The 15,081-nt window shown below is 62.9% G+C and carries 7 protein-coding genes; 2 read left to right on the plus strand and 5 right to left on the minus strand.

The genetic code is table 11. From position 1 onward, the window contains the following. Positions 1 to 6,260 precede the first annotated feature (6,260 nt). The 5 genes from trxA to ACFUTU_RS02440 all read right to left on the minus strand — a co-directional run bounded on the left by trxA (position 6,261) and on the right by ACFUTU_RS02440 (position 12,413). Positions 6,261 to 6,587: a thioredoxin gene (gene trxA / locus ACFUTU_RS02420; protein WP_003800194.1), complete on the minus strand. Its 327-nt coding sequence runs from the start codon at positions 6,585 to 6,587 to the stop codon at positions 6,261 to 6,263. 39 nt (positions 6,588 to 6,626) lie between these two features. Then, a complete protein-coding gene (gene trxB, locus ACFUTU_RS02425) occupies positions 6,627 to 7,583 on the minus strand; it encodes a thioredoxin-disulfide reductase (RefSeq protein WP_377960265.1) in 957 nt (318 codons plus the stop codon). A 240-nt stretch (positions 7,584 to 7,823) separates the two neighbouring features. Continuing rightward, positions 7,824 to 9,569 carry an ABC transporter substrate-binding protein gene (locus ACFUTU_RS02430; RefSeq protein WP_377960267.1) on the minus strand — a complete coding sequence of 582 codons (1,746 nt, stop codon included), beginning with the start codon at positions 9,567 to 9,569 and terminating at the stop codon, positions 7,824 to 7,826. A gap of 171 nt (positions 9,570 to 9,740) precedes the next feature. Next, positions 9,741 to 11,840 (minus strand): murein biosynthesis integral membrane protein MurJ, encoded by a 2,100-nt coding sequence (murJ, locus tag ACFUTU_RS02435; RefSeq protein WP_377960269.1) that lies wholly within the window; start codon positions 11,838 to 11,840, stop codon positions 9,741 to 9,743. 72 nt (positions 11,841 to 11,912) lie between these two features. After that, positions 11,913 to 12,413 (minus strand): NUDIX hydrolase, encoded by a 501-nt coding sequence (locus ACFUTU_RS02440; protein ID WP_076799448.1) that lies wholly within the window; start codon positions 12,411 to 12,413, stop codon positions 11,913 to 11,915. A 195-nt stretch (positions 12,414 to 12,608) separates the two neighbouring features. On the opposite strand from ACFUTU_RS02440, the gene ACFUTU_RS02445 reads away from it, so the two are divergent. Both ACFUTU_RS02445 and ACFUTU_RS02450 read left to right on the plus strand, forming a co-directional pair. Further along, on the plus strand, positions 12,609 to 14,135 hold the full coding sequence (locus tag ACFUTU_RS02445; protein ID WP_377960271.1) for a CCA tRNA nucleotidyltransferase: 1,527 nt from the start codon (positions 12,609 to 12,611) through the stop codon (positions 14,133 to 14,135). After that, the gene (locus ACFUTU_RS02450; RefSeq protein ID WP_377960273.1) at positions 14,132 to 14,713 is read left to right on the plus strand and encodes a histidine phosphatase family protein; all 582 of its coding nucleotides are present in this window, start codon (positions 14,132 to 14,134) and stop codon (positions 14,711 to 14,713) included. Before ACFUTU_RS02445 ends, ACFUTU_RS02450 begins: the two co-directional genes overlap by 4 nt. The last annotated feature ends 368 nt before the right edge of the window (positions 14,714 to 15,081 follow it).

Below are 15,081 nucleotides of genomic sequence, written 5' to 3' on the forward strand. Positions count from 1 at the left end.
CCACCGGGCATGTGGCCAAATGCGAATTGATAAATGCTGCGAGACTGCAGATCGAACCGCATAGGTCGCCATGCGGGTTGCTCGCTTGAGCCCCGATGCTCATGAGCGAATGCTGTTAGGGTCGAGTCCGTGTGTACGGGTCCACGGAGCCGCCACGGGGTCTTATGGACCATCGTTTCACGTGAAACCGCTTCGAGCTCCCGCTTCCTAGGACTGTCGCTTGAGCGCTTCGCCAAACGTTATCACTGTACCGGGACTACTCGTAGCGGCCGCTGCTGGCGCTCCAGAACGCAGTCTCTGGCCCCTGTAGTCGCTAGATAGGGTTGATGTCGCGTCTTGCTCCACGAGGGTAGAACTCCGTGGAGGACCTGGTTCGAGTGTTCGCGGGATAGCGCGTGGGTTCGGATCGCAGAGAAAAAATGTGCTCTCACGAAGATCAGCCTGGCGCAGGACGACTAAACGTCCCACGGCTCTGTCTCATGGGGTTTCACGTGAAACCGCGCCAGCATCGGCGATCCCTAGTGACATCGCGGGATAAAGACGCAGACGCCGAAGCTCGATGCAATTCTGATTTCACGAGCCACTGGTCGCCCGATCCTGTATGGGGCATGGGACCCTTCTTCGTGTTCTCTTCGGATTCACAACAATACTTACCGGCGACGTTGCGAGGGTGTGCACTTGCCAAGCGCGCGATCCCACGCCCTTGTAACCACAACGATTGCAGATGTTGTGCTGACACTATGTAGTAGATTGGCCCTAGTATGAGCGATTAGCAGGGTGCGATTCGTGGGGCTAGGCCTGGTCCCCCGGCTGGGTTATGGTCCTTTCCAGTGGGGAATTTGCAGCGTTCTCGCCCAAGCGCACACCAGTGGGCCGCTGAGGGATTCGGGACCACGGTTCTGCCCCTAACCGGCAGAGTGCCTGCGGGCCCGATTGCTTAGAGCCCATGTAGCTTCCTGACCTAAGTACAGGAAGGCCAGTCGGCGCAGATTTGCCGTCCGGGGCTGATGGCTTGGATGGTGTGCATGTGAGATGTACCGCGTCCGATAGGTGCGGAATCGCTGAATTCGCGTGCAGGGTGAACGAGTCCAGCGCACGGGTAGGTCCCTTCATACGGAATTGCCGGCTCTTGCAGAGATCACCGCGGGACGCCGTTCGCAAGCGGAGAAGCTGACCCTACAGCTCCCCACCTTCGGGACCAGCGCTGGAAGGGGTCGCATGGGGCCTGCGTAGGTCTTTCTTAGAACTGTGCCAGGTTGTCGGGGGTCCGGTGTCTGTTGAATTCTCGTCCGGCTCGGCGTTGCTGGATCTAAGGCTCCCCCGGGCATGGCTGTCAACGTTTCACGTGAAACTCCCCGAGTCTCACTGCCGCTAACCGGCAAATTGTTCAGGAGTGAGAGGCATTCAATACACGGGCTACAGCCCTGACAAAGCGGTCACCTAGTCCATCGCGGATTCGCCGGCGCTGCCCGGACGTCACTCGGGGAAAGCTCACGCCGAGGCTTCTTGCCTGCACCCAAGGATCGCGAGTGGTCACGGTGGTCCCGCAGACACTGGCTGCCAGATGTACCCGTCTGGAGCTCGAGCGCATGCGTACCGGGTTTCTCTGCAGTCGCACTTTTGGATCAGTGACAACCACCCACGCGTTGCTCAGTTTGCTAGCTGCCCGAGTCCGGGCACTTGCGCGAAGGCCCAGAAGTAGTCTCGTGGCGTTCGTCGGTCACCATAACGAACAAATCGGTCGGACGGTCGTTCTTCATATGGGTGCACTAGCTCTTTGGACTCCCCTCTCGCCGGGAGCTTGGTTTCACGTGAAACCGCCGGCCCACGGGGCCAGCGCCGTAGCGGAGAGACCGGTCCTGCAAAGCGAGGAGTAGCAACTGCCAGCCGGCAAGCCACTCTCTCCCGGCCGGAATGCCGCGCTCTCCGGATCCGGAGCTCGTTGAGGGCAGCAAAATATCGACGATGCGGCACTACCGGTGACTCAAGCACCAGAAGATTTTCGATTCGTGTTGTGGGCCCAGGCGGGTCCGCTGGGCCGTCTTCGCCCTGCGGCGTCCCTGATCTTTGTCCTTCCATCGCTGCTTAAGGTCACTCGCCAATGCGCATAGTGATCAGCCTGGAGCAGATGTTGGGTTTTGCCGGCGCGCCTAGAACCAGAAGTACGCCTTGGCTTTCCTAGGACCCGTGGGGGGCAACATCAATAACTGAGGAGTATGTGTGGCGATGGGTCTGGCCGCTCGCCTCTGCGCGCGGCAGCTGGGGGCCCGGAACTTGGGGTGTGGGAGGTGGAAAATGCGGTGGATATCTCTGTGGATATCGTTGTGGATAACGCTGGGGATATTTGCTTCCACCGACTGCGCTCGTCCCCCGACTTACCGGAAACTTGGTTACCCATTCGACGGGCACTTGGCTGGATCGCGGTCGTTTCACGTGAAACAGCTCCGCTGCAGTTATCGACGCAGCGAGCAGTCGCCGCGATCAGGTACATAAACCGCGGCTCACTAGCGGATCCGGTTGCGGGCTCAGTGATTTTGGGCACACTTCTCCCGCCCTGCGGCGTTGCCGCTCGCCACCGCCGCAATGGCGACTGCGCGTGCTCTAGGCTGGCTCATCGCGCCGCAGCCCCACACTCCCATGGGAAAAATCACAAGCAGCGCACAACGACCAGCTTCCTGTGGATAACACGGTGGATAACCATGTGGATACTGCTGTGGATAAGAGTGTGAATAAAGTCATGTCGCGACCAGGAAAATCGGTGCATAGAAGCGGAAACATTCCCGTCCCACGGCTTCAACCTTGTATGAGGAAGGTCGGTCTGCTGAATGAAACGTGCGCGGTGAATCGACTACGTAAGTAGGGGCAGCACCAGCGGTCAGCTCATCACATCCACGACATCTTTCACTAAAGTGGCAAAATACTGGAAATTGGCCGGGTGCCGTGTCGGCATGGCGTCCCGGCTGCGTCTCACTCCAGGACCCATCCAGGGCTGAACGCGAGCATTTCAAAGCTCAGGCTGTGGCTGGCATAGTGCCAGTGCTGCAACGAGCCATTCGCTATCCACACTCTGGAACCCATGACTGGCAGGGACTGTACGGCGCCAGCCTGAGCTCCGCAGAACGCACCTGTATATAACGCGCCTATGGTCAGACTCGTGAGGGGCCAAGAGCGTAGCTGGCGTAGCCCTGCTCCGTTCCACGGTAACCACACATTCATCGGCTTTGGTCCCCGGCGACTCTCTTCGGATCGGACTGAATGTCATCGCGCCCACGTGATCGATCGGTTGACTCTAGGTGGTGGTCCCAGTGCTTGTTCAGTTCCAGGCCATGAAGTTTTGATGGCTTGAATCCGACGCGTGCCTGAACCCTGCTGCTCATCCGCATAGATCGGGCTGTCTGCACGTGCCGATCCGCGTTCGTTCCCTTCCCCTGGCTACGTGGCCCTATGCACTCGGCGGGGTCCGCTGGTCGGTTCCCGGAGCGCTGTACTGACCTTGACATAGGTGCTGATGCATAGGCGCCCCGTAGGCACTTCACCGAAGACTCGACAGCCAGTGTCCAGTCAGGGAAATCGCCCACGGCGGGGCCATTAGTCGAAAGTGGTAGGGGCGTGGACTGCCATATGCGTGGACTTCGGTCTCGGTCCGATGGCAACCGTGGCGGCGTCCGGAGTCGGTGCCTGGCGTCTGCGCAGTTTCCACCCACTCCTGATATTAAGCTTACTGACCATTTTGCGCTGTCACCGTCTTGGGCGGGTCCCTAAACGCTCGTTGGTCAAAGGTGAGGAGCTGTGGGAATCCGAAGAAGAGCAATGCTGCAGGCGGTCTGCATCACCTCGATGTCGCCTCTATGGTCCATCGAGGGGACCTCGGTTTCACGTGAAACACATGCGTACTTCGGCCCTCCAACAACGGGGCCGGGTATGAATATATCCGGTACCGCACGATCGATTAGGGACAACGTACGGTGCCATGTTCTCAGCGAGCATCCGCCGCGCCATAGGGAGGGACCCAGAAGTTTTGAATCCAGTGCGAAGAGGGTGATCCTGTCCGCGGCCCGCGGGCCAACAACACCTGTTGTTGGGAAACAGTTTCCATCTCTCTACGTCCATTTTGCATGCCGGTCGGTGTTTCTGCGCTTAGGAGCCATACAGGTGGTGCGGCCAGAGAATCGGCGATCGCGGGCGTGGCCTCGCTATTTGCCGGGTACCGTCTCCCCTTGTTTCACGTGAAACGGAACGCTCCCGGAGGCCCGGGTCTCCGAGCTGACACTCTGGGGCGTTTCACGTGAAACCGGTGGCTGCCCGCTTCTAAGAGTGACTCTCGCGCACCGGCCCGCAGGTGCGGCGGGGGCTCCGGCCGGGACGAAGTGAACCGTGAGGCAGCCCCAGCGTCCGTCCAAACGTACCCGGAAGGAAATAAGCAAGATGCTACCCCGGAAGGCAATTTCGCGGCGTATTCCCTGGGAAGCCTGCCTTCCTTCACTCGGTGCCGGGCAGGCGGCTGGCTACGATAAATAAGGAGTGCTGCCATCTGCGGAGTGAAGACCTTACGGCGTGCGGCTGTTGAGCGTAGCGCCCGACCATGAATCCCCTGCGACTGTGATGCCATCGCTCATTTCAGTGATTGCCTGCTCCGAATCATTCAGAACCGATCACCGTACCTCCAGTGTGCAGGTGGGGACCAGTTCCGGGCCCGATCAGACAGCGCTTGTATCCGTCCCGTGGCCGTGTAAGCCTGCGCTGCGCGCCAAGGAAATGTACGCACGAAGTTACATGGCATGGCTCCTATGATCGAAGGTAGCTTGCGGCGGTACTGACTCATGAAGCTGGCACTATCGCGGACACGCAGAGGGGTACTCCTAAAGTGCCGCTCCGCGTCGCTTAATCGCTGGCGTTCTCGCCCAAGTTGTGCGGTATTCGGATGACATGCTCCATCAGGGCTCCGTCCGCTGGGTTTGGCTGTTGGTCAAGCAGGCGCGGTCCTCGATTGGTAGTCGTGTCGCGCACAGGCACTCTGGACGGGCGATAAGCGAGGAAGGCATAGCGCCATCCGATGGGTCGGTTTCACGTGAAACAAGCCCTCCCCCTGGTCACTGACACCAGCACGAGAGCGACTTCGAAAGGTTGATCTAAAACGGGCATTTATGTGCATGTTGCTCAAAGCCGAACATGGAAAAGCGAAACGATGATTCGGGAGTTCATGTACGGATGGCCCGCACTAACCGAATTCAATTTGCAGCCCGCGATTATGCGAGGAAGGGTGGTGCAAACAATCCCCAGGGCAGAATCAGTTGCGACGGTTGCACCACGAGTTGCTGCTCCGGATGCGGTGCACTCTACCCGCTGACGCGTTGCCGTAGGCAGTTTAGCTTTGGCCGAGACGGAAATAGCTGCTGGCAGTTGCGGCCAATGATGACTTGGAATGGCCGCGTGCAATAATTTCGGGTCGACAGGTGAGCGGCCATGTGTAACTGGAAGCTACGGCCAAGTGGTCCAGGCACTTGCCGGTAAAACAAAGTACGCAGACGCTGTCATCCGGGTTTGCCTAGTGATGGACGGCCAAGCACATGTCGTTGACCGGCTTCAAAGGGGGTAACGACTTGGCGCTGCTACCGTGCCGGTGCGACCACGAGCGGAAGGTTAAACCAAGTGCCGTCGCCCCACGTTGCGATACGGGCGGGGCAGGCGGGTTGTCCCGGCTAGCGTAACTCGCCAATGGACGCCGAGAGCCATCGTCCTGGGAAGGCAATCTGCGTTGTAGTCCGCGTCCTGACGTCGGTGTCCAAAGTCAGGTGCGCGGATCCGTTCCTGCGCCTCCCCCGTACACGAAGGAACACCGGCACAGTTTCACGTGAAACATCCGGACGCCCCGGAGACATTCGAAAGGTCCGGATACGTTCTGCTACGTCGTCGCGTAGATGCAACCCGCAGCTTGGGTCGCTATTCCAACTGCAGTATCCAGCAAAAGCTGCTTGCGCGGTGGTTCGGGAACGCAGGGTTACCCTACAGGAGTGCCATGCGGCACGGGAGCTTTGGAGGGAGCTGCCGCAGGCCCTCCAGGAGAAAACACAACCCGAATGCAACCAGTAACAGCTTGTGGCGACGCGTGCAACAGAAACCTCTCATCGGCGGGCCACCCCACGCCTCGAAGCAATGACAAAGGCGGCTATCACTCCTTGGGAATGATAGCCGCCTTCTCAGCTCTGTTGCCGGCGCCGCCGGTCAGGTTCCCCAGACGGGCGTAACAGGGCCAATGCTAACTAGGACAGAACGTCCGCGAATTCCTTCTCGAAGAACTGCTTCGGCTTGGCACCGATGACCGTGCTTTTCACTTCGCCGCCCTGGAACAGGTAGACGGCGGGAATCGAGGTGATGCCGTACTCTGCGGCGATGGCGGGGTTGTCATCCACGTTCACCTTGACGACGTTGACCTTCTCCCCGTATTCCACCGAGATCTCATCGAGGATGGGACCGAGCTTCCGGCACGGGCCGCACCATTCGGCCCAGAAATCAACGATTACCGGCTTGTCAGCGGCGAGTACGTCAGTGCTGAAACTTGCGTCAGTTACATCTTTTGCGTTGCTCATAACCCTTGTCTCTCTCTTCGAATGGATATCCGCGCCCAGTCAGGCGTGAAGGTCTGCGAGGTAGTGCTCGACGTCGATCGCTGCGACGCACCCGGAGCCGGACGCAGTAATGGCCTGCCGGTAGGTGGGGTCCACGACGTCGCCGGCCGCGAAGACGCCCTTGATGCTGGTGCGGGAGCTGCGGCCCTCAACGGCGATGGTCCCGACGTCCGTGATCTCGAGGATGTCCTTGACGAGCTCGGTGCGGGGATCGTTGCCAATGGCCACGAAGACGCCGGTCACTGCCAGCTCGGACTCGGTCCCGTCCACCAGGTTCTTGAGCTTCAGGCCGGTGACCTTGTCGCCGCCGAGGACGTCCTCCACCGTGGTGTTCCACACGAAGTTGATCTTCTCGTGGGCCAGGGCGCGGTCACCCATGATCTTGGATGCCTTCAGCGTGTCGCGGCGGTGCACCACCGTGACGGACTTGGCGAACTTGGTGAGGAAGAGAGCCTCTTCCATGGCCGAGTCTCCGCCGCCGATAACGGCGATGTCCTGGTCCTTGAAGAAGAAACCGTCACAGGTTGCACACCAGCTAACGCCGTGGCCGGAGAGCCGCTTTTCGTTGGCCAGGCCGAGTTCCCGGTATGCCGAGCCCGTGGACAGGATGACGGCGCGGGCGCGGAAGGTCTCCCCCGTCGCGATGGTGACGGTTTTGATGTCACCTTCAAGATCCAGTGCGGTGACATCCTCGAACTGGATTTCGGTGCCGAAGCGGGCAGCCTGCTTTTCGAAGTTTTCCATGAGGTCCGGACCCATGATGCCCTCGGGGAAGCCCGGGTAGTTTTCGACATCGGTGGTGTTCATGAGTTCACCGCCTGCAGTGACGGAGCCAGCCAGAAGCAGGGGCTTCAGGTTGGCGCGGGCCGTGTACACGGCGGCCGTGTAGCCAGCGGGGCCGGAGCCGACGATGATGACATCACGTACTTCTGACGCGCTGTTTTCTGCGGTGCTCACTGAACGGTGAACCTCTTCCTTTGTCGATGCGCCAGCCTTCCGGGCCGGCCACATGGCACAACTGATTGGCAGTGTGGAATATTCCAAACGTGTTTGGAGGCAGGCAAAAACACCCGTGCCTGCACGGAGCCACCGCCACGGGACTTTCCACAAGGGTACCGCCTCCGGCAGCCCGAGGGCATGCCGGTTACGCGTGGCGGGATCGTGACCGCCTCCGCGCGCCTCTGGCGGGCAGCGTCCCTATTGGACCTTGATCTCCGCGAGCCGCAGGCCATAGCCGAAGCGCGTCTTCGGAGCGGCCAGCTTGGGAAGGTTCTTGATCGAAATGATGACGTACTGTGCGGTCACCGGTTCAGCCAACGGCATGGTGAGGTCAGGTGACGTGAAGCTGTTGGTCCCCACCTGCTTTGCACCGTCCATCGAAGGCCGGTCGTTGGTGTAGACCGTGATGCTTCCGCCCGAGGCTCCCAACTGGTTCAGGGTAATCGAGGAAACCTGCGAGGGGCTCTTGAGCTTCACAACCAGCGGCACACCGTCGGGAGCAAGGCCGCCCCAGTCGTCAGTGGCAAACTCCATGTCGGACCAGTAGCTCGCGGCGTTGCCGTCGAAGGTTTTGCCAAGGTCGCCGTCGTACGTGGAGGCGAAATCGAAGTTGCCCTGGCGGGTAATCCCTTCAATGGCCGGCGGCCCCGCCGTCGGAGCGGCGGTCTTGGTCGGCGCTCCACTGCTTGGCTGGGTGGCAGCCGACGGCGGTGCGGTGGTCCCCGGCGTTGCCTCCGTCTGCGGTGCGCTCTTGAAGAGGCTGCCGAGGTTGGTCACGGCAAAGATGAGCCCGACAATCAGGACGGCGGCCAGGAGGCCACCGACAAGCCACCGCATGGAACGCGGTTCCTTCTGAGGCTCGTCATCTTCGTCGTCGTAGTAATGGGCAGCGGGAGCGGTGCCGGTGTGGGCCGCCGCAGGGAAGTTGCTGGCCCGAGGGTCGCGCCCGTGCGCGTCGTCAGCGTGGTCCTCATACCCGTCTTCGGGAGCGTAGTCGTAGTCGTTCTCGGACCACAGCGACACCTTGGACGCGTTATGTCCGTCCCCGGAAGCGCCCACGGCAGAAGCGCCCGCGGCCGCTGCACCTGCTCCGGCTGCACCGCGTGCGGCGTTTCCGGAACGGTTGGTGTCGCGCTGCAGGAGTGCCTGTTCAACGTTGTCGTGCTGGACGCTTTCCTGGCTGGCGACCTGCTCGTGATCCTTGTCAGCCTGGATCGGCTGCGGTGCAGTGGTTTCCGGAACTGCAGTGGTCTCCGGAACGCCGTGCCGATTGCCCCGCGACGCGGCAGCGGCGCCAGCGGCGGCAGCCGCCCCCGCTGCGGACGCGGCAGGACGGGCAGACGGCAGAGGCGGCACGACCGGAGCCTTCCGCGCCGGGGCCGTGGGTGCCTGGGGTGCCGGAGCCTGCTGCCCGCGTCCCTGCGGAGCTGCCGAACCTGCGGCAGAGCGGCTGGCGGCTGGGCTTGGCGCGGCGGCAGGGTACTGCTCGCCCGGCCCGCTGTGGCCTGCGCCGTAATTGATGTACCCGGCTTCGACTTCGTCGTCTTCGTCGTAAGTTTCTGGCTCGTGGGAGCGCGCCTGGCCGAAGATCTCACTGCCCAGGGTGTCGGTGAAGAAGGGCTCCACGTAGGGCGGGTTGGAGGCAACCACGAGGTCCAGCAGGTCAGCGGCGGATGTGTGGTTGGTAATCAGATAGGTCGTGGCGTCGCTGACCCCGAGGTCAAGGATCTGCACGTTCCCCGGGCGCTCACCCGTGGCTACTTCGCGGGCGCTCTGGGCGACCTGGTCCGCGTTGTACGGGCCTGCCACCAGGATGCTGACCGGGCGGTTCAGCACCTGGTCCACACCGTCCAGCACCAGATCCTGGTCATGGGAGCTCAGCACTGTGGCCGTGACCTTGTAGCGGCCGCCAAGTACTGATCCGACGTCGATCGGGTGGGACACGTGTTCCTCCTAGCCTGTCCGGGAATTGCTTCTGGCCCTGGCGATGCATCGCCCGGGAAGGCCTCCGGCGCACCGGAGAAACCCTGGTCTGCAACTACCCCTGTTCCCCTCGATCCTAGCCGATGCTGTGCTACGGCCGCGGAAGACGGGGCTGGGCGCCTCCCGTGCGGACTACTTTTTCCTCCTGCGCCGCGACGGGAAATGGGGGTTCTGGCCGGGTGTCCCCTGGTACGTGCGGCGGCCGGGAAGCGGGATCTCCCCGCGCACGGCACTCCTCCGTGCCGACCCGGGCATGTCCTCCTCCGGCAGGTAAGTGGCGCCGTCGTATTCATCGGGCTGGGGCGCAGGCCCGGCGCGGAAGGAGGCGGAATCAAACTCCCCGGAAATCCGGGGAATCAGGCCGGTGTCGGAAGAGACCGTGGCGCGTTCCGGCGTCGGACGTTCCACAGCAGCGCTGCCGGCGGAGGCGGTGGCAGCAGCACCGGAGGTTGCGGAGGCCGGGGAAGCGGAGGCAGCCCCGGAACCGCGGCCGAGCCGCCCGAGCAGCGGCCGCAGCAGGTCGCGCAGTTCGGTGACCTTGAACAGTTTCAGCAACAGCAGGTACGCAGCGAGCATCACGGGTCCGACGACGACGATGGTCACCAAAGCGGCTGGCCGGCTGCTCCAGGCGAAACCGACAGGGCTGTAGCTGCCCATGAGCCACAGCGCACCCACGCCGGCAACGGCCGAACCGAGCGCGGCGTAGCCCATGCGGATGTACGAATTGACGATCCGGGGACCGTCCAGGTGACCCAGCAGCCGGCGCAGGAAAATGGCCGAAACGATCACCGAAAGGATGTTTCCGCCGGTGTACAGGACTGCGATGGCGAAGATGATCTGGTCGAAGGGCAGGAACTGGATGAAGAACGCGGCAACCACGTTCACCAACGCCAGCACCAGCTGGATGTAGAACGGTGTGCGGGCGTCCTCGTTGGCGTAGAAGACGCGGGACATCATGAAGTTGGCGCTCATGAAGGGCGTGCTCAGCGCCAGGATGGTGAGGGTCTGGGCGAGCATCACGCCATCGGTGCGGAGGCCGCCGGAGAAGAACATGCCCAGCGGACCGGCCAGCGCGAACAGGGCCAGCGCACCGAATACGGTGGCCACCGCCATGGTCCGCAGGCCCTGCGACAGGGCCTCCCGCAGCGCAACCCGGTTGCCCTCCTGGGAGGCGTGGGTCATCCGGTTGAACAGCACGGTGGCGAGCGAGAGCGCAATGATCGAGTGCGGCAACAGGTACAGCTGGCTGGCCACTTCCAGCACCGCGTTGCCGGGGAGCATGGCAGCAGCGGGGTCGCCGGCGTCCTGGAGCCGGAGCCGTTCGGCGCCGGGGATGGTGGCGATGCGCATGACGTACAGGAACGCGAGCTGCCCGACGGCGGCCGTCAGGAGCGTCCACATGCTCAGCCTGGCTGCATGGCCCAGTCCCACCCCGCGCCAGCCAAACCGGGGACGCAGCCCCAGCTTCAGCCGCAGCACGGGAATCAGCAGAATGGCGGTCTGGGACACGACGCCGATGGTGGAAAAACCGGCGACGAAGAACGTTTGGGACGCACCCCAGTTGTCCAGCGAATGCGGGTTGGCCACGTTGGCGCCGAAGATCCAGATGAACATGCCAAGGCCGGCGATGGCCACGACGTTATTCAGGATGGGTGCCCACATGGCCGGGCCGAAAGCGCCGTTGGCGTTGAGGACCTGGGTCAGCAGCGCGTACAGGCCATAGAAGAAGATCTGCGGCAGGCACCAGAAGGCGAAGGCCACCGCCAGCGCCTTTTGCTGCGGTGAGTAGCCCTGCGTGGTGAGTTCGATGACGGCCGGCGCGAACAGGGTGACCAGGAGGGTCAGGGACAGCAGGACCAGAACTGCCAGGGTGAGCAGCCTGCTGATGTAGTCCGCTCCCCTGTCCGGGGCCTTGCTGGCTTTGATGATCTGCGGCACCAGCACGGCGTTGAAGACGCCGCCGGCCACCAGCAGGAAGATCAGGTTGGGCAGGTTGTTGGCGTTGATGAACGTGTCGTTGACGGTCGAGCCCAGGCCCAGCGCCGCACCCAGCATCCAGGTCTTGCCGAAACCCAGCACGCGGGAGACCAGCGTCCCGGCGGCCATGATGGCGCTGGAACGTGCCTCGCCGGGCTGGGCGGCGCTGGAGGCAGCCTCGCTGGCGGGGGTCACACCGGGAGGTGTTTCACCTGGCTGGGCGGGCTGGTCGGAGGGCGGATTGACTGCTGACATCGTCTTCATCGTCTCACCCGGGTGCTGATATTGCGGCACGCAGAGGGGTACCGGGCAGTCATCGCCGGGCGGTCAGAGGTGCTCGGGCAGGACTTCGCGTGCCAGGTCGGCGATGCGGCGCTCATTGGGGAATGAAAGCTTGCGGGCAAGCTCGTGGATGGGAACCCAGGCAACATCAACCGCTTCCTTGTCCGGATCGTTTTCGATGGTGAGTTCACCGCCGGTGGCCCGAAGCAAGTAGTGGTGCACTGTCTTGTGCACACGGTGCCCACTGACGGTAAACCAGTAATCGATGCTGCCCAGCGGGGCCAGGATGTCACCGTCGATGCCGGTTTCCTCGGCAATCTCACGGACTGCGGCTTCCTCGTTGTTCTCCCGGCCCTCCGGGTGGCCCTTTGGCAGGCACCACTCCAGCCGTCCGCCCCTGTTAAGGCGGGCAATAATCGCTACCCTTAGTTCGTCGTCGGACGTATCCACCACCACGCCGCCGGCGGAAATCTCTTCCACGGTGGGGAGCGAGGCCGGGGCCGAGTGCGGCGCAGGCGCGACGTGGGCACCGATTGCCGACGGCAACGGTGGGTTCGTCCTCCTGCCGGGAGCGCTCGGTACTGGATGGGCCATGCAGTCCACTCTAACGACTCTTGCCCCGCCGTGATGACCGGGACATGGCTTGCAGGTGGACTGCATGTGACGGAGCTGGCCGGAGCCGTTGCACAATGACGGGATTTGGTGCGGCGGGGGTTGGTTTTCTGACAAGCTTAAGTAACTATGGCGCACGCACATCAAAAGACTGATCTTCACACCGTCGACTTCCAGGTGGACCCGGTGGTCCTGGAGCTCGGGCAGCGGTTCGTGGATGCCGGTCATGAGCTGTCGCTCGTCGGTGGGCCGGTCCGGGACCTCTTTCTAGGCCGCACCTCCCCGGACCTCGATTTCACGACGGACGCGACGCCGGACCAGACCGTGGCGCTCATCAAGAAGTGGGCGGACAACTTCTGGGAGATCGGCCGCGCCTTCGGAACGATCGGCATGCGCAAGGCCGGCTTCCAGATCGAAATCACCACGTACCGCGCCGAAGCCTACGATCCCGAGTCCCGGAAGCCCGTGGTGGCCTTCGGGACCTCCCTCACGGACGACCTGCTGCGCCGTGACTTCACCATCAACGCCATGGCCCTGCGGCTGCCCTCGATGGAGCTGGTGGACCCCTTCGGCGGGATCCGGCACCTGCACGCCTCCGTGCTGGCCACTCCCGGCGCGCCCGAGGCGTCTTTCTCCGACGATCCCCTGCGGATGATGCGGGCAGCGCGGTTCGCTTCCCAGCTGGGTGTGGCGGTGCGGGACGATGTCCGCACGGCCATGACCCGGATGGCCGAGCGCATCAGCATCATTTCGGCCGAGCGCGTCCGCGACGAACTGGTGAAGCTCGTCTGCGGCCGGCACCCCCGGGCGGGCATCGACCTGCTGGTGGATACCGGACTCGCCGAATTCGTGTTGCCCGAGGTGTCCGCGCTCCGGCTGGAATCCGACGAGCACCACCGCCACAAGGATGTCTACCAGCACTCGCTGCAGGTCCTCGAGCAGGCGGCCGCCCTCGAGACCGATTCCGACGGCGCCGTTCCCGGCCCTGACTTTGTGCTGCGGTTCGCAGCACTGATGCACGACGTCGGGAAGCCGGCTACGCGCCGGTTTGAACCGGGCGGTGCGGTCAGCTTCCGCCACCATGACATGGTGGGGGCCAAGCTGACCACCAAGCGGATGAAGGCCCTGCGCTTCGACAACGACACCATCAAGGCAGTGGCCCGCCTCGTCGAGCTGCACATGCGGTTCTACGGCTACGGTGACGCCGGCTGGACCGATTCAGCCGTGCGGCGCTACGTCACAGACGCCGGTCCCCTGCTGGAGCGCCTGCACCGCCTCACCCGCTCCGACGTCACCACGCGCAACCAGCGCAAGGCCGACCGCCTGTCCTTCGCCTACGACGACCTCGAGGCCAGAATCGTGGCCCTCCGCGAGCAGGAATCCCTTGACGCGGTCCGGCCGGACCTTAACGGTGCGCAGATCATGGCCCTGCTGGACCTCAAGCCCGGGCCCGTCGTGGGCAGGGCCTATAAGTTCCTGCTGGAGGAACGGATGGAAAACGGCCCGCTGGAGCCGGCCGACGCCGAGTCCCGGCTCCGGGCATGGTGGGCCGAGCAGCCCGAATCCGTTGCTCCTTCCCCTGACTCTGCCCTGTCTCCTTCTTCTCCCGCCTCCCCCGCCGACGTCGAATCTTCCCTAACCGAGGAGTCCAAGTGACCGCCGCCAACATTGCCCGCCCCCAGCTCTGGATCCTGCGGCACGGCGAAACCGAATGGTCCAAGAGCGGCCAGTACACCGGCCTGACGGACCTGCCCCTGACTGTGGAAGGTGAACAGCAGGCCGTTGAGGCGCGCAGGATCCTGGACACCGTCGACTTCGACCTGGTCCTGACCTCCCCGCTGCGCCGGGCACGCCGGACCGCGGAACTGGCAGGCTTCCCCGACGCCGTCCACGAGCCCCTGGCCGTGGAATGGGACTACGGCGATTACGAGGGCATCAGCTCGGACCTGATCCGCAAGGACAACCCCGACTACCTCATCTGGACCCACGGGGTTCCCAATGGCGAAAAGCTGGAGGATGTGGCTGCACGGGCGGACAAGATCATTGCCCGGGTCCTGGAATCCGGTCTGGACAACGTCCTTGTGGTCGCGCACGGCCATTTTTCCCGCATCCTCACCGCCCGCTGGCTTGAACTGGAACCGGAAGAGGGCCGGCATTTCCTTTTGGGAACCGCCAAAGTCTGCACGCTCGGTTGGGATAAAAGGACGCCTGTGATTCTCCGCTGGGGACTGTAGAAGAGCTTTTTTCGAATTGTTTTTAGGATTTCCCGAAAATAGGTAGTCAGCCGGGTAATCCTGGTGTACTTTTATTCCTGACCCCAGAGCGTCTTGCCGGGGCCATGGCGCACGTTGTCCGGCCCGTCGGCCGGCACCGGCAGAGCGGAAAAGGAGGTTGGGAAAATGATTACTTTGACTAGCGGATGGAAGATGACCTTTACCGCATTTCCGGCCTTCGTTGCTGGCCCGCGCCCTCTTCCCGGAATCGTCCAGGCCTGAGCCTGTCCCTTCCGGCCTCCCATATGTGATGCGAGGCCGGCCGGGGCACGGCAGTTGATTCTGCACGTTCCCAGGTAACCTGGCCGGGCGGTCTGACGTAGCGGAAC

It is taken from the genome of Arthrobacter sp. NPDC057388, assembly GCF_042668165.1.
GTDB lineage: Bacteria > Actinomycetota > Actinomycetes > Actinomycetales > Micrococcaceae > Arthrobacter.

What these genes read in the sequence shown, in the direction of transcription:
- ACFUTU_RS02445 (WP_377960271.1), top strand. Translation starts at nt 12,609, where the DNA reads ATGGCGCACGCACATCAAAAGACTGATCTTCACACCGTCGACTTCCAG.
- trxA (WP_003800194.1), bottom strand. Translation starts at nt 6,587, where the DNA reads ATGAGCAACGCAAAAGATGTAACTGACGCAAGTTTCAGCACTGACGTA.
- murJ (WP_377960269.1), bottom strand. Translation starts at nt 11,840, where the DNA reads ATGTCAGCAGTCAATCCGCCCTCCGACCAGCCCGCCCAGCCAGGTGAA.